The organism is Allokutzneria albata (assembly GCF_900103775.1).
In the GTDB taxonomy this organism is placed as follows: Bacteria; Actinomycetota; Actinomycetes; order Mycobacteriales; family Pseudonocardiaceae; genus Allokutzneria; species Allokutzneria albata.
Genome location: NZ_LT629701.1, coordinates 2,572,211 through 2,596,996 on the forward strand (window position 1 = coordinate 2,572,211; position 24,786 = coordinate 2,596,996).

The window sequence follows — 24,786 nt, forward strand, 5'->3', positions numbered from 1 at the left end:
AGCGCCATGCAGATCTCCCACATGGCGGTGTCGAAGCTGACCGAGGCGAACTGAAGCACCCGCACGCCCGGCCCGGCACCGATCCGGGACCGCAGGGTCTCCGCGAGGCCGGCCACACCGGCGTGCGTGACGAGAACCCCCTTGGGCGTCCCGGTCGAGCCGGACGTGTAGATCACGTACGCGCCCGAGCTGAGCGGCACTTCGATGTCCAGCCGCTCCGCCTCCTCGGACGGCACGTCGTCGGCGGTGATCAGGGCGGCCGGCACGGCGTCGTCGAGCATGAACCGCACGCGCTCGGCCGGATAACCAGGATCGATCGGCAGGTAGACGCCGCCGGCCTTCATCACGGCCAGCATCGCCACGGCCAGCTCGATCGAGCGCTCCGTCCGGACGGCGACCAGCGACTCGGGCCGAACTCCGCGCGCTACCAGTGTCCTGGCGAGGTGATTGGCGCGGCCGTCCAGTTCGCGATAGGTGAGCTGCCGCGCTCCGAAGGCGACGGCGACCGCGTCCGGAGTGCGGTCGACCTGGGCCTCGAACAGCGCGGGCAATGTCGCATCCGGCACATCGGCCTTGGTGTTGTTGCGGTCGACCAGCATGTACTGCTGTTCGGCCGGGCTGAGCAGGCTCAGCGAAGCCACTGGGACCGTGGGATCGGCGACTGCGGCTTCGATGAACCGGTGGAGCCCGTCGAGGACGGCCCGCACCAGCTCGCCGTCCAGCAGCTCTGCCCGGTACTGGGCACCGACGCGCAGCTGCTCGCCGGGCACCACGGCCAAGCTCAGCGGGTAGTGCGGCGCGTCCGTGCCGTGCGCGTCGACAACCTCCAGGTCGCCGCCGCGCACGGAGTCGGAGCCGATCGGGTAGTTCTCGAACACCATGACGGTGTCGAACAGCTCGCTCTGCCCGGTGACCCGGTGGATGTCGCCCAGGCCGAGGTAGTCATGGCCCAGCACCCGCGTCTGTCCACTGTGGATGTCGGCGATCAGATCGGCGACGGTGTGGCCCGGGCGCAGACGAACGCGCACGGGCACGGTGTTGATGAACAGACCCACCATGGTTTCCACACCGGCAAGCTGTGCCGGACGACCCGAGACGGTCGTTCCGAAGACCACGTCATCGCGACCGGTCAGCGCCCCCAGCAGGATCGACCACACGGCCTGCACGAAGCTGTTGAGCGTCACCCCCTGTTCCCGCACACGACGCGTGAGCGCCGTCGTCAGGTCAGCGGACAGCTCCAGGCTTGCTTCGTCTCGGATCGGGCGCTCATCGTTCTTGTGCGGCGCCAACAACGTCGGTCCGTCCACGCCGGACAGTTCGGCACGCCAGACCTCCTCGGTGGCAGCGCGGTCCTGCTTCGCCAACCACTCGAGGAAGGTCCGGTACGGCGTGACCGGCGGCAGCGCTTCGCCCTGGTAGAGCGCGAAGAGGTCGCTCATCAGCACCGGCATGGACCAACCGTCGAGCAGGATGTGGTGGTTGGTCAGCACGAACACGTGCTCGTCCGCGCCGGTCCGCACCAGAGTGCAACGCAGTAACGGGGGCCGCGCGGGGTCGAACGGGCGGTTCTGGTCACGCTCCAGGAACTCGGCGATGTCCGTGTCGCCGCCGAGGAAGGCCCACGGGATCTCCACTTCGCCCGGCACGACCTGAACGGGCCGGTCGACGCCATCGGTCCAGAAAGCTGCGCCGAGGTGCGGGTAGCGGCGCACGAGACGGTTCACCGCACTCCGCAACCGCTCGACGTCCAGCCCTCCCCGCAGCCGCAACACGAGCTGCACCACGTAGTCGCCCGACTCGGCGTACAGGGCGTGGAAGAGCAGGCCCTCCTGGAGCGGCGACACCGCTATCACATCGGCGACCTGCGGGAACGCCGCCTCGATACGCTCGATCTGGCCCTGGTCGACGCGAACGGTGGGCACGTCGGACGGGGTGAGCCCGCCCTGACCGTCCGCGGTGATCCGGCGCAGCGCGGCGAACCACGCCTCGGCAAGCTCGGCGATGTCGTCCCGGGTCAGGGAAACGCCGTGCCAGGACCACGTCGCCACGAGCCTCGGACCGTCCACGGTGTCCTCGGTGAAGGCGTTCAGCTCCAACGGATGACTGGTCGGAGCGTTGTCCTCGCCAGTCGAGGTGTCGGTGCCATCGGTCTCGAACCGGCCGAGGTAGTTGAAGGCGATGTCCGCCGAGGCAGCCAGCTCCCCCGCCGTCTCGGCGTTGAGGTAGCGCAGGAGGCCGTAGCCGAGCCCGTGGTCCGGGATCGCCCGCAGGTCCTCCTTCACCCGCTTGACGATCCGGTCCACGTCCGGCTCGGGCCCGGCGTCCAGGCGTACCGGGTACATGTTCGTGAACCAGCCGACCGTCCTGGTCAGGTCCGTCCCGGCGATCACGTCCTCGTGCCGTCCGTGGCTTTCCACATCGACAAGCACGGCGCGGCGAACGGCCATCGCCAGGCCCGCCAGCAGCACGTCCTGCACGCCCGCGCGGAACCGCCCGGGCACGGAGCCCAGCAACGGCTCGGTGTCCTCGGTCGGCAGGACCACCCGCAACGACCCGGACTCGGTCCCGCTCATCCCGGGCAGCGGCGTGGTGCTGCTGATCAGTTCACGCCAGGTGGCCAGCTCCGCCAACCGCTCGGGTCGACGGGCTTCCTCGCTGAGGAGGGTGGCCCAGCGCCGGAAGGACGTGCCGACCGGAGCGAGCGGCCTGCCCTCCCAAGCTGCCTCCAAGTCCGGCAACAGAATCCGCCAGGAGACACCGTCCACCGCGAGGTGGTGGATCACCCACAACAGGCGGTTCTCCCGCTCGAACCACACCGCCTGCCACACGATGCCGGACCACGGATCCAGCCGCTCCCGCGCTGCGGCGAACTCCGTCTCGAAGTCGCCGGTGGCCGTGGTGAGGTGAACAGCCGCAGGGCGCGGCTCGACCCGCATCGCCCAGCCGTCCAACCGCAGACGCAGGGCGTCGTGGTGTTCAGCCACCGCGCGCAGGGCGCGCGTGAGGTCGTCGTGGCCGATGCCCTCGGGCAGGCTCACCACCATCTCCTGGGAGAACGTGCGGGTCTGCTCGGTGGTGCCGGTCTCGCGCAGCCACTCCGCGATCGGGGTGAGTGGCACGGGACCAACCCCGTCATCGGCGACGACGTCCACAGTGGACTTGGCGACGGTGGCGAGCCCGGCAACCGTCTTCCGCACGAAGACATCGCGCGGCGTGATCATCACCCCTGCCGAGCGCGCGCGGCTGACGAGCTGGATCGAGGAGATCGAGTCACCGCCCAGGTCGAAGAACCCGTCGTCGGCCCCGACCTCGGCGAGACCCAGCACCTCCGCGAACAACGCGCACAGAATTTCCTCCACCGCGGTCCGCGGTCCCCGCGCCGACGTCTCGAACACCGGGTCGGGCAGCGCGGCGCGGTCGACTTTTCCGTTCCGGGTCAAAGGAATCTTGTCGAGCACCACCACCGCCGCGGGCACCATGTACTCCGGCAACCGCTCGGCAAGGAAGGCTCGGATCCCCTCGTCCCGCGAAGCGACCACGTAGGCCACCAAGCGGTTCTCCCGCAGGAGGGCAACGGCCTGCGAAACGTCGGGATGAGAGGTAAGAGCGTGCTCGATCTCCCCCAACTCGATCCGGAAACCACGCAACTTGACCTGGTCATCAGTGCGGCCGACGAACTCCAACTGCCCGAAGCGGTTCCACCGCGCGAGGTCGCCGGTCCGGTACATCCGGCCACCGAACGGCGACGCGACGAAACGCGACGCGGTCAGACCAGGACGACGGAGGTAGCCACGGGCGAGGTTGGGTCCGGCCAGGTACAGCTCACCGGTCACTCCGACTGGCACTGGGCGCAGCGCGGAATCGAGTACGTGCGCCTGGGTGTTGCTCAGCGGAGCGCCGATGACAGGCCGGTCCCCTTCGACGCGAGCGCTGACGGCGTCCACGGTGAACTCCGTCGGTCCGTAGAAGTTGTGGCTCGACGTGTTCTGCGCGGCGGCGAGCTGCCGCCACAGGGACTCGTTCACTGCCTCGCCGCCGAGCATCAGGATGCGCGGCTGGTGCCGCGGATCGCTGAGCATGCCCGCCGCGACAAGGTGTTGGGCGAATGACGGCGTCAGGTCGAGGAAGTCGATGCGGTGATCGACCACATAGGACGCCAACGCGACCGGGTCACGCCGCACGTCGTCCTCGATCACGTGGAGTTCATGTCCGGCCACCATCAGCAGCGGGCCTTCCCACGACGTGTCGAAGGACAGCGACGCCGTCAGCGCGACCGCGATCCGCTCCTCCGGCAGCAACCGGGTTCGGTGATGGTGGAACAGGTTCGCCACGTTGCGGTGCTCGACCACCACTGCCTTCGGGCGGCCGGTGGAGCCGGAGGTGTAGATGGCGTACGCAGCACCGTCCACTCCGGACAGCGGAGCCAGGTTGGCCGGGTCCTCCCCCGGTGGAACCTCGCGCACTACCACGTGCGGCTTGGCATCAGAGAGGATGTACTCCATGCGCGCTGCAGGCAGATCGGGATCCAGCGGCAGGTAGACAGCACCTGCCTTCAACACCGCGAACAGGGCCACGATCGACTCGACCGAACGCGGCAACGACACCGCGACAATCCGCTCCGGCCCAGCACCACGCTCCAGCAACACCCGAGCAAAGTGGTTCGCACGGGCGTTCAGCTCCGCGAACGTGACGCTCTCATCCCCACACACCACCGCGATGGCATCCGGCGTCGCAGCGGCCTGAGCCTCGAACAGCTCCGGCAGCGTCGCACCAGGGAAGTCGACCCGCGTGGAGTTCCACTCGGCCAACTGCTGCCGCTCAGCGGCGTCGATCAGGTCGAGGTCGGCGATCTTCATCGACGGGTCGGCCAGTACCGCCTTGATGACCGTGCCGAGCCGGGCCGCGATGTCCTCCACGGTGGCGTGGTCGAACACATCGGTCCGGTACTCCACCGAGCCCGTCACGCCGGTCTCGTCCTCGGCGAGGATGAACGACAGGTCGAACTTGGCCGCGTCGGGCTGGCCCGACACGACCTCCACGTCCAGCCCGGGCAGGGCGATGTCGGGCGACGCGATGTCCTGGAGGGCGATCATCACCTGGAACAGCGGGTTGTGCGCCAGTGACCGCACCGGCCGCACCTCGTCGACGACCTGCTCGAACGGCACGTCCTGGTTCGCGTAGGCCGCCAGGTCGGTCTCGCGGACCCGGCGCACCAGCTCCACAAAAGACGGATTCCCGGACAGGTCCGTACGCAGCACCAGGGTGTTGACGAAGAACCCGACGAGATCGTCCAGCGCCTCGTCGGTGCGCCCGGCGGTCGGGGTGCCCAGCGCGATGTCTTCGCCTGCGCCCATGCGGCTCAAAGTCACCGCGACCGCCGCGTGCAGCACCATGAACACACTGACCCCGGTCTCCCGGGCGAGCGCCACAAGGCTTTCGCGGACCTCGGGCTCCCACGTGAAGCGGACCGCGCCACTGTCGTAGGACGCTTCGGCCGGGTAAGGGCGGTCGATCGGCAACTCGATCCGCTCGGGCAGCCCGTCCAAAGTGGACTTCCAGTGTGCCAGCTGCTCGTCGAGCGGGTGCTCCCGCTGCCACAACGCGTAGTCGGCGTACTGCGCCGACAGTGTCTCCCACCGCGGCCGCTCCCCCGCCAGCCGCGCGGTGTAGGCAGAACTCATGTCGCGAGCCAGCGGCAGCATCGACCAGCCGTCGCTGACGATGTGGTGCAACACCAACACAAGGACGTGCTCGTCGTCGTCGAGACGCACGAGCTCGGCGCGGAACGGCAGTTCCGTCGCGAGGTCGAAGGCGTATCCGCACACCTCCGCGACCCGGGCTTCCGTATCGGTCACCGGCAGCTCGACCGCGACTGTGTCGAGGATGTGCTGCCGCGCCTGGCCGTCCTTCTCGTGGAAGATCGTCCGGAGCGGTTCGTGGCGATCCACCACATCCTGCAAGGCTGCGCGCATCGCCTCGACGTCCAGCGCTCCAGACAGCCGCAGCACGATCGGCACGTTGTAGGTCGCCGACGGCCCTTCGAGCTTGTACAGGAACCACAACCGCTGCTGCGCGAAGGACAACGGAAGCACATCAGGACGCGGCATCGCGACCAGCGCAGGGCGCGCCGTCCGGGCCTGCTCCACCACGCGGGCGAGGTCCGCCGCAGTCGGCGAGTCGAAGAGCGCGCGGATCGGCAGTTCGACCCGCAGCACCGAGCGGACCCGGCTGACGAGGCGCGTCGCCAGCAGCGAATGACCCCCGAGGTCGAAGAACCCGTCGTCGACCCCGACCTCGGCGAGCCCCAGCACCTCCGCGAACAACCCGCACAGGAGCTCTTCCACCGCGGTCCGCGGTCCCCGCGCCGACGTATCGAACACAGCGTCCGGCAGGGCTTTGCGATCCACCTTCCCGTTCGAGTTCAACGGGATCTCGTCCAGGACCACGACCGCCGAGGGCACCATGTACTCCGGCAACCGCTCACCCAGGAAAGCCCGAAGACCCTCATCCCGGGCAGCGACCACGTAGGCCACCAGACGGTTCTCCCGCAGCACCACGACGGCCTGCGAGACATCCGGGTGAGACGTGAGAGCGTGCTCGATCTCCCCCAGCTCGATCCGGAAACCACGCAACTTGACCTGGTCATCGGTGCGGCCCAGGTAATCGAGCTGCCCATCACGGGTCCACCGCACCAGATCGCCGGTGCGGTACATCCGGCCACCGAACGGCGACGCGACGAAACGCGACGCGGTCAGGCTCGGCCGGTTGAGGTATCCGCGGGCAAGACCAGCGCCCGCCAGGTACAGCTCGCCCGCAACGCCGACAGGAACCGGGCGCAGTGAGCTGTCCAGGACGTAAGCCTGCACATTGCGCACGGGTTTGCCGATCAGCGGCCGGTCACCCTCGACGCGTGCGGTGACGGCGTCCACAGTGAACTCTGTCGGTCCGTAGAAGTTGAAGCCTGCGGTGTTCTCGGCCCCGGCGAGCCGTCGCCACAGGGGTTCGCCAACCGCTTCACCGCCCAGCAGGACAACCCGAGGCTGGTGCCGGGGATCGTCGAGAACGACGTGCTGCGCGAATGACGGCGTCAGGTCAAGGACATCGATGCGGTGATCGACCACATAGGACGCCAACGCGACCGGGTCACGCCGCACGTCGTCCTCGATCACGTGGAGTTCATGTCCGGCCACCATCAGCAGCGGGCCTTCCCACGACGTGTCGAAGGACAGCGACGCCGTCAGCGCGACCGCCACCCGGTCCGTCAGGGCCAGCTCAGCGTGGTGGTTGTGGAACAGGTTCGCCAGGCTGTGGTGCTCGACCACTACCGCCTTCGGACGCCCCGTGGAGCCTGAGGTGTAGATGGCGTACGCGCCACTGTCCACTCTGGACAAGGGAGCCAGGTTCACCGGATCGGCACCCAACGGGACCTCGCGCACCACCACGTGCGGCTTGGCATCGGAGAGGATGTACTCCATGCGCGCCGCGGGCAGATCCGAGTCCAGCGGCAGGTAGATCGCGCCCGCTTTCAACACCGCGAACAGGGCCACGATCGACTCGACCGAACGCGGCAACGACACCGCGACAATCCGCTCCGGCCCAGCACCACGCTCCAGCAACACCCGAGCAAAGTGGTTCGCACGGGCGTTCAGCTCCGCGAACGTGACGCTCTCATCCCCACACACCACCGCGATGGCATCCGGCGTCGCAGCGGCCTGAGCCTCGAACAGCTCCGGCAGCGTCGCACCAGGGAAGTCGACCCGCGTGGAGTTCCACTCGGCCAACTGCTGCCGCTCGGCGGGCTCAAGCAGGTCCAGGTCAGCCACGCGCACACGAGAGTCGGCGAGCGCCGCACGAAGCACGGTTTCCAGTCGGCCAACGATCGAGGCCATGGTGACCTGGTCGAACAGGTCGCTCCGGTACTCCAACGTGCCGGTCATGCCGGGGCCGTTCTCCGCCAGCACCAGCGACAGGTCGAACTTGGCCCCGCCCGCAGGCCCGTCCACGGTCTCGACGGTCACGTCCGGTAGGTCCAGATCGGCCGCGGCGTTGTTCTGGAGGGCGAGCATCACCTGGAACAGCGGCTGGTGCGCCAGCGACCGAACCGGGTTCAGCTCCTCCACCAGGTACTCGAACGGAACGTCCTGGTGCGCGAACGCCTCCAGATCCGCATCACGAACCCGACGCACCAAGTCCACAAAGGACGGATTTCCGGACAGATCCGTACGCAGGACCAGTGTGTTCACGAAGAACCCGACGAGATCGTTCACCGCGTCGTCGGTGCGTCCCGCGATGGGCGTGCCAAGGGCGATGTCCTCGCCCGCGCCGAGGCGGCTGAGCACAGCGGCAAAGGCCGCCTGCACAACCATGAACGTGCTCGCGCCGGTCTCCCGTGCCAGTGCGACGATCCCCGCGTGCAGGTCGGCATCCCAGTCGAACCGGACTTCGGCTCCATCGTAGGAAGCCACGGCCGGGTACGGCCGGTCCACAGGCAGCTCGATGCGTTCCGGGAGGCCGTCCAGAGCGGAACGCCAGTAGGCCAGCTGCTCGGGAAGCACGGAGTCCAGCAGGTCTCGCTGCCACAAGGTGTAGTCCGCGTACTGCACCGGCAACGGCTGCCACGCCGGCGCGCTTCCGCCGCGACGCGCGGTGTACGCGGTCGCGATGTCCTCGGCGAGCGGCCGCAGCGACCAGCCATCGCCCGCGATGTGGTGCAGGACGAGCACGAGGACGTGTTCTGTGTCGCTCACGCGCAGCAGCGACACGCGAATGGGCAGTTCGTCGGCGAGGTCGAACTCGTGGCGGAACTCATCAGCCACGTGCACGTCAGGGCTGTCGACAGAAATGATCGGCAGCTCCACCACGACGTCGTCGAGCACTCGCTGGCTGGGGTTCCCCTCGACTTCGGGGAACACCGTTCGCAGCGATTCGTGGCGCTGCACGACGTCTTGCAGTGCGGCACGCAGGGCGTCGTGGTCGAGCTGCCCCGTCAGGCGCAGCGCGATCGGCACGTTGTAGGTCGCCGACGGCCCTTCGAGCTTGTACAGGAACCACAACCGCTGTTGCGCGAACGACAACGGCAGGATCTCCGGGCGGGGGCGCGCGACGACGGCACCGCGGCCCCGCTGAGCGGACTCCACCGCACGGGCCACCCCCGCGACGGTTGGCGCGTCGAACAGGGTCCGGATCGCCACCTCCACGCCCAGCACCGCGCGAACCCGGCTGACCAGACGCGTCGCCAGCAGCGAATGCCCGCCCAGCTCGAAGAAGTCGTCGTCGATGCCGACATCGGCCACCCCGAGCACGTCGCCGAACAGTCCACACAGGACAGTCTCGACGTGGTTCCCGGGCGCACGACTCGACGATTCGAACACCGGCGCCGGCAGAGCCGCCCGGTCGAGCTTTCCACTGTTGTTGAGCGGAATCTCAGCCAGCGCAACGACGACGGACGGCACCATGTACTCAGGCAACCGTCGCGCCGCGAAGGACCTCGCCGCATCCGCATCGCCCACCACGTACCCGACGAGCCGGTCATCGCGCACGATCACGGCCGCCTGGGAAACACCCGGCGCGGCAGCGAGGACAGACGACACCTCGCCCAGCTCGATGCGGAACCCACGCAGCTTGACCTGGTCGTCAGTGCGGCCCAGGTACTCCAAGGCACCGTGGCGGTTCCACCGGGCCAGATCGCCAGTGCGGTACATCCGGCCACCGAAGGGACAGGCCACGAACCGCTCAGCAGTCAAGCCGGGACGTCCCAGATAACCGCGAGCGATCCCGGCTCCCGCGAGGTACAGCTCACCCGCGACACCAGGCGGAACCGGCCGCAATGCAGCATCCAGCACGTACGCCCGGGTGTTCGGCACAGGCTGCCCAATCGTGACCACATCGGACAGCGGCCCAGTGGCGGTGGCGTAGACGGTCGCCTCGGTCGGTCCGTAGGCGTTGATGAACACGCGGTCCTTCGACCACCGCCGCGCCAACTCCTCCGGGCACGCCTCACCAGCGACGACGATCGTGGAGACGGTCGGCATCGACTCATCCGCGGGCACGCTGGCCAGCGCAGACGGAGCGATCTGCAGGTGCGTGATCTCCCAGTCCCGGGCCGCCCGAGCCAGATCGGCGCCGAGCGGCTGGTCAACGAGCACGAGAGCCGCGCCGGACGCGAGTGCACCGACGATGTCACCGAAGGACACGTCGAAGCTCGGCGACGCGAACTGCAACACCCGCGCTCCGGCACCGAACCCGAGCCGCGACGAGTGCAGCACCGCAAGACTTGCCACACCGGAATGCGAAACGACGACACCCTTCGGCCGCCCCGTCGAACCCGACGTGTAGATCACATAAGCCGCGTGACCAGGTGCAACCGTGATGCCCAGGTCGGTGTCGTCCTCGCCCAGGTCCGGGATCGAGGACAGCGCCAGCACCGGGTTCGCGTCCGCGAGCATGTACTCGATGCGCTCGGACGGAAGCGTGGGGTCGATCGGCAGGTACGCGCCACCCGCCTTGCCCACCGCCACCATCGCGGCGATGAGCAGCGGCGATCGACGCATGATCAGCGCGACGACGCGCTCAGACCCGACACCCTGCGTCCTCATCCACCGGGCGAGGCGGTTCGCGAAGGAGTTCAGCTCGCCGTAGCTGATCTCGCCCTCGTCCGTCAGCAGCGCGACCGCGTCCGGGGTGCGGGCGGTCTGTGCTTCGAAGAGAGTCGCCAAGCTCGCCGCGGGCACATCCGCGGCGGTGTCGTTCCACTCGACAAGGACCCGCTGCCGCTCGGCGGGAGCCAGCACGTCGACCTGGTCGATGTGAGTGTCCGGCCGCGCGACAAGCGTGCGGAACAAGCTCTGCCACCGGTCCAGCAGTGCGGTGACCGTGGCTTCGTCGAACACGTCGGTGGCGTATTCGAGCCGTCCGGTGATTCCTGTCGGAGCGGCGCCCTCGTACCGCTCCGACAGGGAGAACAGCAGGTCGACCTGCGCGGCGTCGGTGGGGACCGACTCGGACGTGACCTCGATGTCGTGCAGCCGGGCCTCGGGCGCCGGCGCGTTCTGCAGGGCGAGCATGACCTGGAACAGCGGGTGGTGCGCCAGCGACCGCGCCGGGTTCAGCTCCTCCACCAGGTGCTCGAACGGCACGTCCTGGTTCGCGTACGCCTCGAGGTCCGTGGCCCGGACCCGCCGCACCAGGTCCACAAAGGACGGTGTTCCGGTGAGGTCGGTCCGCAGCACCAGCGTGTTGACGAAGAACCCGATCAGGTCGTCCAGGGCTTCGTCGGTCCGCCCCGCGACGGGCGTGCCGATCGCGATGTCCGTACCCGAGCCGAGCCGGCTGAGCAGAACGCCCAGTGCTGCGTGCACGACCATGAACACACTGGCCTCGCACTTCCGAGCGAGGGCGACGATGCCCGCGTGCAGCTCCGCGTCCCAATCGAAGTGCACGGCCCCACCACGGTAGGAGGCAACCGGCGGGTGCGGGCGGTCGACCGGGAGTTCGATCCGCTCCGGCAGCCCGTCCAAAGTGGACCGCCAGAACGCCAATTGCTCCGGCAGCACCGAATCAAGCAGGTCGTGCTGCCACAACGCGTAGTCCGAGTACTGCACCGGTAGCGGCGTCCAGTCGGGGGCAGCCCCCGTGCACCGCGCCTCGTACGCAGTCGCCACATCTTCGGCGAGCGGCCGGAGGGACCAGCCGTCGCCCGCGATGTGGTGCAGCAGAAGGAGGAGCACGGTCTCGGTCGGTCCGGTGACGAAGATCGAGGCGCGGACCGGCAGCTCGGTGGTGAGGTCGAAGCCGCGCTGCGCCGCATCGCGAATGGCATCAGTCAGGTCGGCGGAGTCGATCTCGACACGGTCCACCGGGGGACCAGCATCCACGATCTCCTGCCGAGGCAGGCCGTCTACCTCGGGGAACACCGTCCGCAGCGATTCGTGACGGCTCACCACGTCGGAGAGCGCCGCAGCCAGGGCGTCGTGGTCCACGACACCGCGCAGTCGCAGGACCAGAGGCATGTTGTAGGCGGCCGAGCGCCCTTCGAGCCGGTTCAGGAACCACAGGCGCTGCTGCGCTGAGGACAGGGGCAGCACGTCCGGACGCGCCCGGGCAACGAGAGCCGTGCGCGCACCCTTTGCCGCGTCGACCGCCCGCGCCACACCCGCGACCGTAGGTGCGTCGAAGAGCGTCCGAATCGCCACTTCCACACCCAGGACCGCGCGAATGCGGCTGACCAGACGCGTCGCCAGGAGCGAGTGGCCGCCCAACTCGAAGAACCCGTCGTCCACGCCCACCACCGGGACGTCGAGGACTTCGGCGAACAGTCCGCAAAGGACCTCTTCGACGTGGTTGCGAGGTGCACGAGACCGCTCAGAAGCGAACTCAGGCTCGGGCAGTGCTGCTCGGTCGAGCTTTCCGCTGGTGTTGAGAGGAATCTCGGGCAGCGCAACGACAACGGACGGCACCATGTACTCAGGCAACCGTCGCGCCGCGAAGCACGTCGCCGCGTCTGCATCCCCCACGACGTACCCGACGAGCCGGTCCTCGCGGACAACCGCGGCGGCCTGCGAGACGCCCGGGGCGGCAGCGAGAACCGAGGAGACCTCGCCCAGCTCGATACGGAAACCACGCAGCTTGACCTGGTCATCGGTGCGGCCCAGGTACTCCAAGGCACCGTGGCGGTTCCACCGGGCCAGATCGCCAGTGCGGTACATCCGGCCACCGAACGGGCAAGCGACGAACCGCTCCGCCGTGAGCCCAGGACGCCTCAGATAGCCGCGCGCAATCCCAGCTCCTGCGAGGTACAGCTCACCCGCGACACCAGGCGGAACCGGCCGCAGTGCAGCATCCAGCACGTACGCCCGGGTGTTCGGCACGGGCCGACCGATCGTGACAACATCGGACAGCGGCCCAGTGGCGGTGGCGTAGACAGTCGCCTCGGTCGGACCATACGCGTTGATGAACACGCGGTCCTTCGACCACCGCCGCGCCAACTCCTCCGGACACGCCTCACCCGCGACCACGATCGTCGACACGGTCGGCAGCGTCTCCTCGGCAGGCACGGTGGCCAGCGCAGACGGAGCGATCTGCAGGTGCGTGATCTCCCAGTCCTGCGCGGCGCGCGCAAGGTCGGCGCCCACGGGCTGACCGGCCAAGACCAACGCCGCACCAGAGGACAGGGCTCCCGCGATGTCACCGAAGGACACGTCGAAGCTCGGCGACGCGAACTGCAACACCCGCGCCCCGACACCGAACCCGAACCGCGACGAGTGCACCACCGCAAGACTTGCCACACCGGAATGCGAAACGACGACACCCTTCGGCCGCCCCGTCGAACCCGACGTGTAGATCACATAAGCCGCGTGATCGGGCTCGACCACGATCCCCGGGTCGGAGTCATCCCCGTCCACGTCGGGAATGGACGACAGAACGAGGACCGGCGCCGCGTCGGCGAGCATGAACTCGATCCGCTCGGCCGGAAGCGTCGGGTCGATCGGCAGGTACGCGCCACCCGCCTTGCCCACCGCCAGCATCGCGGTGATCAGCTCGACGGAGCGCGGCAGCTCCAGCGCGACGACTCGCTCCTGGCCGACTCCGCGCGCGCTGAGCCATCGGGCGAGGCGGTTTGCCCGTGCGTTCAGCTCGCCGTAGCTGACCTGCTCGCCTTCGGTGATCAACGCCGTCGCGTCCGGAGTGCACGCTGCCTGGACCTCGAACAGGCCGGCCAAGCTCTCCTGAGCGACGTCGGTGACCGTGGTGTTCCAGTCGACGAGGACGCGCCGCCGCTCATCGGCTTCGAGGATGTCCACGGCGGTGATCGGGGCGGTCGGCGCAGCGAGCAGGGCCTTGAGCGCTCGATCCAAGCGTCCGGCGATCGCGGTGACGGTCTCGGCGTCGAACAGGTCGGTGCGGTACTCCACCGTCCCGATCAGCCCCGAGTCGTGCTCGGCCACCACGAAGGACAGGTCGAACTTCGCGCCACCGGGGGCGCCGTCCACGGCCTCGACTGTGACGCCGGGCAGGTTCAGCTCGGCGGAGGCGTTGTTCTGGAAAGCCAACATCACCTGGAACAACGGCTGGTGCGCCAGCGACCGAACCGGGTTCAGCTCCTCCACCAGGTACTCGAACGGAACGTCCTGGTGTGCGTACGCCTCCAGATCCGCGTCCCGGACCCGACGAACCAGGTCCACAAAGGACGGATCGCCGGAGACATCGGTGCGCAGGACGACGGTGTTCACGAAGAAACCGACCAAGTCGTCCAGCGCGTCGTCGGTGCGCCCCGCCACGGGTGTGCCGAACGCGATGTCCGTGCCCGCACCGAGGCGGCTCAGCACAACGGCAAGCGCAGCCTGAAAGACCATGAAGGGGCTCGCGCCGCATTCCCGCGCCACCGCGGAGATGGACTGCTTCGTCTGCAGATCGAGGCCGAACTCCACAGTGGAGCCCTCGTAGGAGGCAACAGCCGGGTACGACCGATCCACTGGAAGCTCGATCCGCTCCGGCAGCCCGTCCAAAGCGGACCGCCAGAACGCCAACTGCTCCGGCAGCACCGAGTCCAGCAGATCCCGCTGCCACAACGCGTAGTCCGCGTACTGCACCGGCAGCGGCGCCCATGACGGCTCGCGGCCGTCGAGACGCGCCGCATAAGCAGCACTCAGGTCCTCAGCCAGGGGTCGCATGGACCATCCGTCACCTGCGATGTGGTGCAGCACGACCACGAGCACGTGGTCATCACCGGTGCGCAGCAGCTCGACACGGATCGGCAGGTCGGTCACGAGGTCGAAGGAGCGCTCGATGATCTCCGCCACCTCGGTCTCCAGATCATCGGCCTCGCGGACCGGCAACGGAACGACCGCATCGGTGACGATGTCCTGACGAGGCCGGCCGTCCACCTCGGGAAACAGAGTGCGCAGCGACTCGTGCCGAGCCACGACGTCGCTCAACGCCAGCCTCAGGGCCTCCACGTCGAGAGCGCCGCTCAACCGGAGCACGATCGGCACGTGGTAGGTGGACGAAGCGCCTTCGAGCCGGTCCAGGAACCACAAGCGCTGCTGCGCGAACGACAGCGGCACCACATCCGGACGCGGCCGTGCGACCACCGAAGCCCGGCCGCCCTTGGCGGACTCGACGTCGCGGGCGAGGTCCGCCACCGTCGGCGCGTCGAACAGCACCCGGATCGGCAGCTCCACGTCCAGCTCCGACCGGACCCGGCTGACCAACCGCGTCGCCAGCAGCGAATGGCCGCCGAGGTCGAAGAAGTTGTCGTCGACACCGACCGAAGCCACACCGAGGACGTCCGCGAACAGCCCACACAGGACGGTCTCGGTACGAGTGCGGGGAGCACTGGAGGACACCTCGAAAACCGGGGCAGGCAGCGCCTTTCGGTCGGTCTTCCCGTTGGGGGTCAACGGGATCTCGTCCATCCGCACGAAGGCCGACGGGACCATGTACTCCGGCAGCCGCTCGGCGGCGAACGCCTTCACCTCGGCCACGTCCGCGGTGCCCGCGACGTAGCCGACCAGCCGCTTGTCGCCCGGCCTGTCCTCTCGCACAACGGCAGCGGCGTGGTCGACGCCGGGGCTCGCGGCGAGGGTGGCCTCGACCTCGCCCAGCTCGATGCGGAACCCGCGCACCTTGACCTGGTCGTCGGTGCGGCCGACGAACTCCATCAGCCCGTCGTGGCGCCACCGGACAACGTCCCCGGTGCGGTACATCCGCGCGCCGGGCTCGAACGGGTTGGCCACAAACCGTTGCGCGGTCAGGTCGGGACGATTGCGATAGCCCCGCGCGAGCACGTCGCCCGCGATGTACAGCTCACCGGCCACACCGGGCGGAACCGGGCGCAGCCATCCGTCCAGCACGTACAGCCGCGTGTTCCAGATCGGGTGCCCGATGGTCACCACACCGGGCGGCACCGGGGCGCCGGGCTCGATGCGGAACTCCATGCAGCCCACCGTGCTCTCGGTCGGGCCGTACTCGTTGATCACCGTCACGCCGGGGTGGCGGGCACGCCACTCGTCCAGGATCTCGCCGAGCAGTGACTCACCTCCGAGCACGAGCTGCCCGGACGGCGACATGGACTCATCGGACGCCAGCAACAGCGGCAGGTGGCTCGGCGTCGCCTTCACGAACGTCGGCCGCTCGGTCGCATGCTCAGCCAGCTCAACGCATCCACCGGAGGTCAGCGTCGAGAACAACCCGGTCACCGTGAGGTCGAACGACACCGGCGAGTGCACGAGCGACCGGCCGCCGACCGCGGTGTACGCGGAACGCGTCCACGTCAGGTACGCGTTCAACGAGGCGTGTTCGACCACGACGCCCTTGGGCCGCCCCGTGGAGCCGGAGGTGAACACGACGAACGCCGGGTTCTCCATCCTCAGCGCGGACACGACGTTCCCTTCGGACAAGCCCGTCGTCGCGGGCTCCTCGGTCAGCACGAGCGCGGGCTTGGCGTCCTCGACCATCAGGCGGATGCGTTCCGCCGGGTAGGCCGGGTCGATCGGCAGGTAGGCCGCGCCGGCCTTGAGGATGCCGAGCAGCACCACGACGAGTTCGACCGAGCGATCCATGACAACCGCGACCACGGACTCCGGGCCGATGCCGTCAGCGATCAGCTTGCGCGCCACGCCGTTCGCCCGCGCGTTCAGCTCCGCGTAGGTCAGCGAGGCACCGGCGGCGACCACCGCAAGGGAATCCGGCACGCGGGCGGCCTGCGCCTCGAACAGGGCAGGCAGCGTCATGGCAGGCATCTCGACCGCGGTGTCGTTCCACTGCTCGACCATCCGCGTGCGCTCCGACGAACCCAGGATGTCCACTTCGGACAAAGCGCGGGCCGGCTCGGTGATCATCGTCTGAAGCAGGCGGTGCAGTCGGTCGAGCAGGTCGGTCGCGACCTCGGTGCGGTGCTGCAGACGCAGGTGCAGCCGGTCGCCTGGCACGACGGTCAGGGCGAGCGGGTAGTGCGGCGCGTCAGCCCCGTAGGCGTCGACCACGCGGAGCGCGCCAGTGGACGCGCGCTCCCGCGCCGCCGGGTCGAGCGGGTAGTTCTCGAACACCACCACGGAGTCGAACAACTCGGTCTGCCCGGCGATGCGGTGCAGGTCGGAGAGCCCGAGGTGCTGGTGTCCCAGCAGGCGCGCCTGACCGTCCTGCACCTGGTCGACCAGCTCCGCGAGCGTCGTCCGAGGGGCCAACCGCACTCGGACCGGCACGGTGTTGATGAACAGCCCGACCATGGTTTCCACGCCGTCAAGCTGCGGCGGCCTGCCGGAGACGGTCGTGCCGAACACCACGTCGTCACGGCCGGTGATGCCGCTGAGCAGAACCGACCACGCCGCTTGGAAAACGCTGTTCAGCGTGACGCCCTGCCGCCGTGCCCACGCCGTGAGCGCTTCGGTCAGCTCCACGGACAGGTCCACGGTCGTGTCGACGCGCTCCGCCGGCGTCTCCCCGACCAGCGTCGGTCCGTCCATGTCGGACAGCTCGGCGCGCCACACCTCTTCTGTCGTCGCGCGATCCTGACCGGCCAACCACTCCAGGAAGTCGCGGTAAGGCGTGGCCGGTGGAAGGTCCTCGCCCTGGTAGATCGCGAACAGGTCGGCCAGGACCACGGGCATCGACCAACCGTCCAGCAGGATGTGGTGGTTGGTCACGACGAACACGTGCTCGTCCTCGCCCACCTGGGCGACCGCGCAGCGCAGCAGAGGCGCCTGGCCCGGGTCGAACCGGCGGTGCCGATCCCGTTCCAGGTAGCCGTCGACGTCCGCTCCCGGGAACTCCCACGGCACGGCGACGTCGTCAGTGAGCACCTGGACCGGGTGGTCGACGCCCTCGGTCCAGAAGGCCCCGCCGAGGTTGGGATAGCGCCGCACCAGCTCATCCATCGAGCGGCGCAGACGGTCAATGTCCAGCGTTCCCTTGAGCCGCAGAACGGTCTGCACGACGTAGGAGGCCGTGTCGTCGTAGAGCGCGTGGAACAGCAGCCCTTCCTGCAAGGGCGACACCGGCAGCACGTCCGCCACACGCGGACGGACAGCCTCGATGCGCTCAAGCTGCTCCTGGGAAACACCGGCCAACGCCACGTCCGAGGGGGTGAGTCCGCCCCGGCCTTCGGCGGTGATGCGCCGGAGCGCGGCGAACCACGCCTCGGCGAGGACGCTCATCTCATCCTGGGACAGGGCGATCGCCCGCCACGACCAGTCCGCTATCAAGCGCGGGCCGTCCGGGGTGTGCTCGGTGACCGTGATCAGGTCGATCGCGTGGTCGGTGACAGCGGGGGCCTCGGTGTCGACGACGACCGGCTGCCAGGCTCCGTGCTCCGCACCGATCCGGCCGAGGTAGTTGAACCCGACGTCGGCCGACGTGCTCAGCTCGCTCGCGGTCTCGGCGTTGAGGTAGCGCAGCAGCCCGTAGCCGAGGCCGTGGTCCGGGACCGCGCGCAGGGTTTCCTTGACCCGCTTCACGTCCGAGGCGTCACGCGCGGCGATGCGAACGGGGTGGACGGAGGTGAACCAGCCGACCGTACGCGACAGGTCGGTGCCGGGCAGGACGTCCTCGTGCCGACCGTGGCTTTCCACATCGACAAGTACAGCGTCGCCGAACGCCAACGCGAGGCCGGTCAGGAGCACGTCCTGGACGTTGGCGTGGAACCGTCCGGGCACCTCGGCCAGCAGCGGTTCGGTGTCCGCGACCGGCAGGACCATGCGGAGCGAGCCGGAGTTCGGCCCTGTCCCCCAAGGGCGCCCCGTGGTCTCGCCCAACAGCCGTTTCCACGTCTCCAGTTCAGCTGCTCGCGAGGGCCGGACCGCCTCCTCAGCCAGGAGGCATGCCCATCGGCGCACCGAAGTGCCGACCGGCGGCAGCGGTACGCCCTCCCACGCAGCCTTCAGGTCCTGCAACAGGATTCGCCACGAGACGCCGTCTACTGCCAGGTGGTGGATCACCCACAACAGCTGCTCGGCGTCCTCGAACCACACGGCCTGCCACATCACGCCCGCGGCCGGATCGAGCCGGTCCCGCGCGGCGGCGGCCTCGGTCCGCAGATCGGTGGTCGCCTGGCGCAGGTGCACTGTGCCGGGCCCAGCCTCCACCCGCAGTCCGTTGTCCATGCGCATCCGAAGGACGTCGTGCCGCTCCACGACCGCGGCCAGGGCGCGCGTCAGCGAGTCACTGTCCACATCGGACGGCAGGCGCAGCACAACCTCTTGCGAGAAGGTCCGCACCTGCTCGTCAGTGCCCGTGGCCAGCAGCCACTCCACGGCCGGCGTCGAGGAGATCTCTCCGGCCCCGTCATCGGTGACTACGTCCACAGCGGACTCGGCAACCGCGGCGAGCGCCGCAACGGTCTTGTGCACGAAGACGTCTCGCGCCGACACGGTGACTCCGGCCGCCCGAGCCCGGCTGACGAGCTGGATCGACGAGATCGAGTCACCGCCCAGGTCGAAGAACCCGTCGTCGACCCCGACCTCGACGAGCCCCAGCACCTCCGCGAACAACCCGCACAGGACTTTCTCGACCGCCGTCCGAGGCACCCGCGTGGCCGTCTCGAATACCGGGGCGGGGAGCGCTTCCCGATCAGTCTTCCCGTTCGGCGTCACGGGAATCTCGTCGAGCACGACCACGGCCGACGGCACCATGAACTCCGGCAACCGCTCGCTCAGGAACGCCCTCACCCTGGCCGGATCGGCAGCGCCGACCACGTAGGCGACGAGGCGGTTCTCGCGGAGCACCACGACCGCACGGGAGATGTCGGGAAGCCGGAGGAGTTCGGCCTCGACCTCGCCGAGCTCGATACGGAAACCGCGGAGTTTCACCTGGTCATCGGCGCGGCCGACGAACTCCAGCTCACCGGAACGGGTCCACCGGACCAGGTCGCCGGTCCGGTACATACGCCCGCCGAACGGAGATGCGACGAAACGCGTCGCGGTCAGGCCAGGACGATCGAGATACCCGCGCGCCAGGCCGGAGCCGGACGCGTACAGCTCTCCCGTCACGCCGACGGGCACCGGGCGCAGCGTGGAATCGAGCACGTAGACGGACGTGTTCTCCACCGGAGTACCGATCGGGACGACCGCCCCAACATCCGGAGTGCAGCGCCACAGCGTGATGTCCACCGTGGTCTCGGTCGGCCCGTAGGAGTTGAACATCACGCGGTCCTGCGACCACGTGCGGATCAGCTCAGCGGGCGCGGCCTCACCTGCGACGACCAACGTCAGATCGACGGGCGCATCGGCGGGGTCCAGCGCGGCGAGCGCGGCGGGTGGCAGCGTCGCGTGCGTGATGCCTCGCGAGGTCAGGAACTCCGCCAGCGGTGCGCCGAGCCGGTGCTCGTCCGGAACGACGTCCAAGGTCGCTCCGGTCAGAACGGCCATGAAGATCTCCCACATGGCGGTGTCGAAGCTGGCCGAGGCGAACTGGAGGACGCGGCTGCCCTCACCGACCCGCAAGTGAGTGCGCATGGTCGTGACGAGTCTGGAGATTCCCGCGTGGGTGACCAACACACCCTTGGGGCGCCCGGTAGAACCAGAGGTGTAGATGACGTAGGCAGCACCGTGCGGCGAGACCGCCACGCGCGGAGCTGACGCATCCTCGGCCAGGAGGTCTTCCGCGCCGATGACCAGGACGGGCTTGGCGTCCTCGATCATGAACTGGCGGCGCTGCTCGGGGTAGCTCGGGTCGAGCGGCAGGTACACACCACCCGCCTTGGCGATGGCCAGCATCGCGACGACCAGCCCCACCGAACGTCCCAAGTGGACGCCGACGACGGACTCCGGCCGGACACCGCGAGTGATCAATGCGTGTGCGAGGCGGTTAGCCCAAGCGTCCAGTTCGGCGTAGGTGACCTGCCGATCGGCATCCGCCAGCGCGACTGCGTCAGGCGTGCGCGCGGCCTGCTGCTCGAACAGCTCGGCCAGGGTCAGCTCGGCGACCTCGACCGCGGTGGCGTTCCACTCGACCAGCAGCCGGCCGCGCTCTTCACCGCTCAGCAGCTCGATCGAACTGATCGGCGCGGTGGGTTCGGCGAGCGCCGTGCGCAGCAGGACCTCCAACCGCTCAGCGATCGCGGCCACGGTGGCGTGGTCGAACAGGTCCGTGCGGTACTCGACGGTCGTGGTGAGGCCGTCCGGGTTCTCTGCGAACAGGAACGACAGGTCGAACTTCGCCACGTCCGCAGGGTCGGGAAGGACTTCGGCGGTGATCCCGGGCAGGTCCAGCTCAGGTGCGGCCGTGTTGCGCAGCGCCAGCATGACCTGGAACAACGGCTGGTGGGCCATGGACCGAGTCGGTTTCAGCTCGTCGACCAGGTACTCGAACGGCACATCCTGGTGCGCGTACGCCTCAAGGTCGACGTCGCGAACCCGCCGCACCAGGTCCACGAAGGACGGATCTCCGGACAGGTCAGTGCGCAGCACCAACGTGTTCACGAAGAACCCGACAAGGTCGTCGAGCGCGCTGTCGGTGCGCCCCGCGACCGGGGTACCGAACGCGATGTCGGTGCCCGCGCCGTGACGGCTGAGCAAGACCGCGACGGCCGCGTGCAGCACCATGAACACGCTCACCCCGAGCTCCCGCGCGAAGTCGGTCAGGCGAGCGTGCAGGTCCTCATCCCAGTCGAGCCGCAGCTGCGCACCCTCGTAGGAAGCCACGGCGGGGTAGGGCCGGTCGACCGGAAGATCGATCCGCTCCGGAAGACCATCCAAAGTGGATCGCCAGTACGCCAACTGCTCCGGCAGCACCGAATCCAGCAAGTCCCGCTGCCACAACGCGTAGTCCGCGTACTGCACCGGCAGCGCCGCCCAACCCGGAGCACTGCCGGCAAGCCGTGCGGCATAAGCGATGCTCAGATCGCGTGCGAGCGGACGCAGCGACCAGCCATCAGCGGCGATGTGGTGCAGCACCAGGGCAAGCACGTGCTGGTCACCGGAACGCGTCAGAGAAGCGCGGATCGGCAGCTCGGAGGTGAGGTCGAACGGGCGCGCGGTCGTATCGGAGGCAGCAGCCGCCGGCAGCTCGAACTCGACATCCGGAAGGACCTGCTGCACGGCCTGCCCGTCGACGTCCGGGAAGACCGTTCGCAACGATTCGTGCCGCTGCACGACGTCCTGCAATGCCAAACGCAGAGCCTCGGTGTCGAGATCACCGGTCAGGCGCAGCACGATCGGCACGTTGTAGGTCGCCGACGACCCCTCCAGCTGGTGCAGGAACCACAACCGCTGCTGGGCGAACGACAGCGGCAAGGCGTCCGGCCGCTGCCTGGCCACCACCGGAGCCCGGCCTCCCTGGGCGGACTCCACCTCACGAGCGAGGTCGGCGACGGTCGGCGCGTCGAACAGGGCGCGGATCGGCAGCTCCACGTCGAGCGCGCCGCGGATGCGGCTGACCAAGGTCGTGGCCAGCAGGGAATGGCCGCCCAGCGCGAAGAACCCGTCGTCGACACCGACCGGCTCCACACCGAGCACATCGGCGAACAGCCCGCACAGGACGGTCTCGACGCGCGTGCGGGGAGCGCTGGAGGAGACCTCGGTGACCGGGGCGGGCAGCGCCCTGCGGTCAACCTTCCCATTGAGGGTCAGGGGGATCTCTTCAACGCACACGACTGCGGACGGGACCATGTAGTCCGGGAGGCGCTGCGCGAGATCGGCCCTGACCTCAGCCGGGGTCACCGCGCCCACCACATAGCCGACGAGCCTCTGGTCACCGGGGCGGTCTTCGCGGACCACCACGACCGACCGGCGGACTCCGGGAACGGTGGCCACCGCGGCCTCGACCTCGCCCAGCTCGATGCGGAAGCCGCGCAGCTGCACCTGGTCATCGGTGCGGCCGAGGTAGTCCAACCGCCCATCGCGAGTCCAACGCACGAGATCGCCCGTGCGGTACATGCGCGTGCCCGGCTGGAAGGGGTTGGCGACGAACCGTTGCGCCGTCAGGCCGGGGCGCCCCCGGTAACCCCGCGCGAGCCCGGCACCGGTGACGTACAGCTCGCCAGGGACGCCGGGCGGAACGGGCCGCAGCCACGGGTCGAGCACCAAGGTGGTGAGGTCGGCCAGGGCAGTACCGATGCCGCCGCTCGCGCCGGTGAGCGTGTCGCGCCGGGTGATCACCCGTTCCGTGACGTGCACGGTGGTCTCGGTGATCCCGTACATGTTGACCAGCACGGGCGCGGTGTCGTCGTGCCGGTTGAACCAGTCGGCCAAGCGGGTCAGCTCCAGCGCCTCGCCACCGAAGACCACCAGCCGCAGCGCCAGCTCCGCGCCCAGCAGCGGGTTCTCCTCGTCCGCTCGCATCAGCCCGGAGAAGGCCGACGGGGTCTGGCTCAGCACGGTGACCTGCTCGGCGACCAGCAACCGCAGGAAGTCCTCCGGCGACTGCACGATCCACTGTGGAACGACGACGAGGCGGCCGCCGTGCAGCAGCGCGCCCCAGATCTCCCACACGGAGAAGTCGAACGCCGCGGAGTGGAACAGCGTCCACACGTCGTCAGCGGTGGGCCGGAACCACGAACCGGTTGCCTCGAAGAGGCGGACCACGTTGCGGTGCTCCACCACGACGGCCTTCGGGGTGCCGGTCGAGCCGGAGGTGTAGATCAGGTACGCCGCGTCACCCGGCGACCTCGTGACGACGAGATCGGTCTCGGGCTGGTCGAGCCGCCCGTCATCCAGCAGCACAAAGCTTTGCTCGGGCACGAGCACGGCGGTCTCAGCGGTCGCGAGCACCACGTCGGGCGGGGTGTCGCGAAGGATCAGCGCCATCCGCTCCGACGGGTGGTCGACGTCGAGCGGCAGGTAGGCGGCGCCGGTCTTGAGCACGGCGATCAGCGCAACGACCAGATCCGCGGAGCGCGGCAGTGCGAGGGCGACGACGCGCCCCGGGCCTGCTCCCCGCGCGGCGAGCAGATGCGCGAGGCGGTTGGCGCGCGTGTTCAGCTCGCGATAGGTGATCTTCTCGTATCCGCTGGTCAGCGCGATGGCATCGGGAGTCCGCGTGACCTGTAGCGCGAACAGCTCCGGCAGGGTCGCCGTCGCCGAGGCGGGGCCGGGTGGCGTGACCAGCTGGACGCGCTCGGCATCGTCGAGCAGGTCCAGTGCCGCGATGGAGGTCTCAGGGGCCGCAAGTGCACGCCGCAGCAGCAATTCCACGCGATGCGCGATCGACTCGGCGGTGTCGCGGTTGAACAGGTCGGTGCGGTACTCGACGCTGCCCGCGATCCCCGTGCCACGCTCGGCGAGGGTGAACGACAGGTCGAACTTGGCGACGTCGACCTGTCCCGCGCCGGCTTCGACGCTCAGGCCGGGCATGTCCAGCTCGGGCGCGTCCAGGTTCTCCAGGTTCAGCATCACCTGGAACAGGGGCTGGTGGGCCATGGACCGAACCGGGTTCAGCTCCTCCACCAAGTGCTCGAACGGCACGTCCTGGTGGGCGAACGCCTCCAGGTCCGCATCGCGCACCCGCCGCACCAGATCCACAAAGGACGGGTTTCCGGACAGATCCGTTCGCAGCACCAACGTGTTCACGAAGAACCCGACGAGGTCATCCAGAGCATCGTCGGTGCGCCCGGCGATCACGGTGCCGAGCGGGATGTCCGTACCGCCGCCGAGCTTGCCGAGCGCGACGGCCAACGCGGCTTGCACGACCATGAACACGCTGGCGCCAGTCCGCTTGGCGAGCGCGGTGATGGCCCCGTGCAGGTCCGCGTCCCACTCGAACTCCACCCGCGCGCCTTCGTAGGACGCCACGGCCGGGTAAGGGTGATCGACCGGCAGTTCGACCCGCTCCGGCAGTCCCGCCAAAGCGGACTTC

Annotated in this window: 1 protein-coding gene (running past both ends of the window); it reads right to left on the minus strand. The window is 68.9% G+C overall.

Every position in this 24,786-nt window falls within one protein-coding gene, locus BLT28_RS11640, for a non-ribosomal peptide synthetase (RefSeq protein WP_083383719.1), read on the minus strand. The gene is 30,780 nt long; 2,401 of those nucleotides lie to the left of the window and 3,593 to its right, leaving coding positions 3,594-28,379 in view (codon 1,198, partial, through codon 9,460, partial); reading right to left, the first codon wholly in view occupies positions 24,783 to 24,785. The start codon and the stop codon both lie outside this window.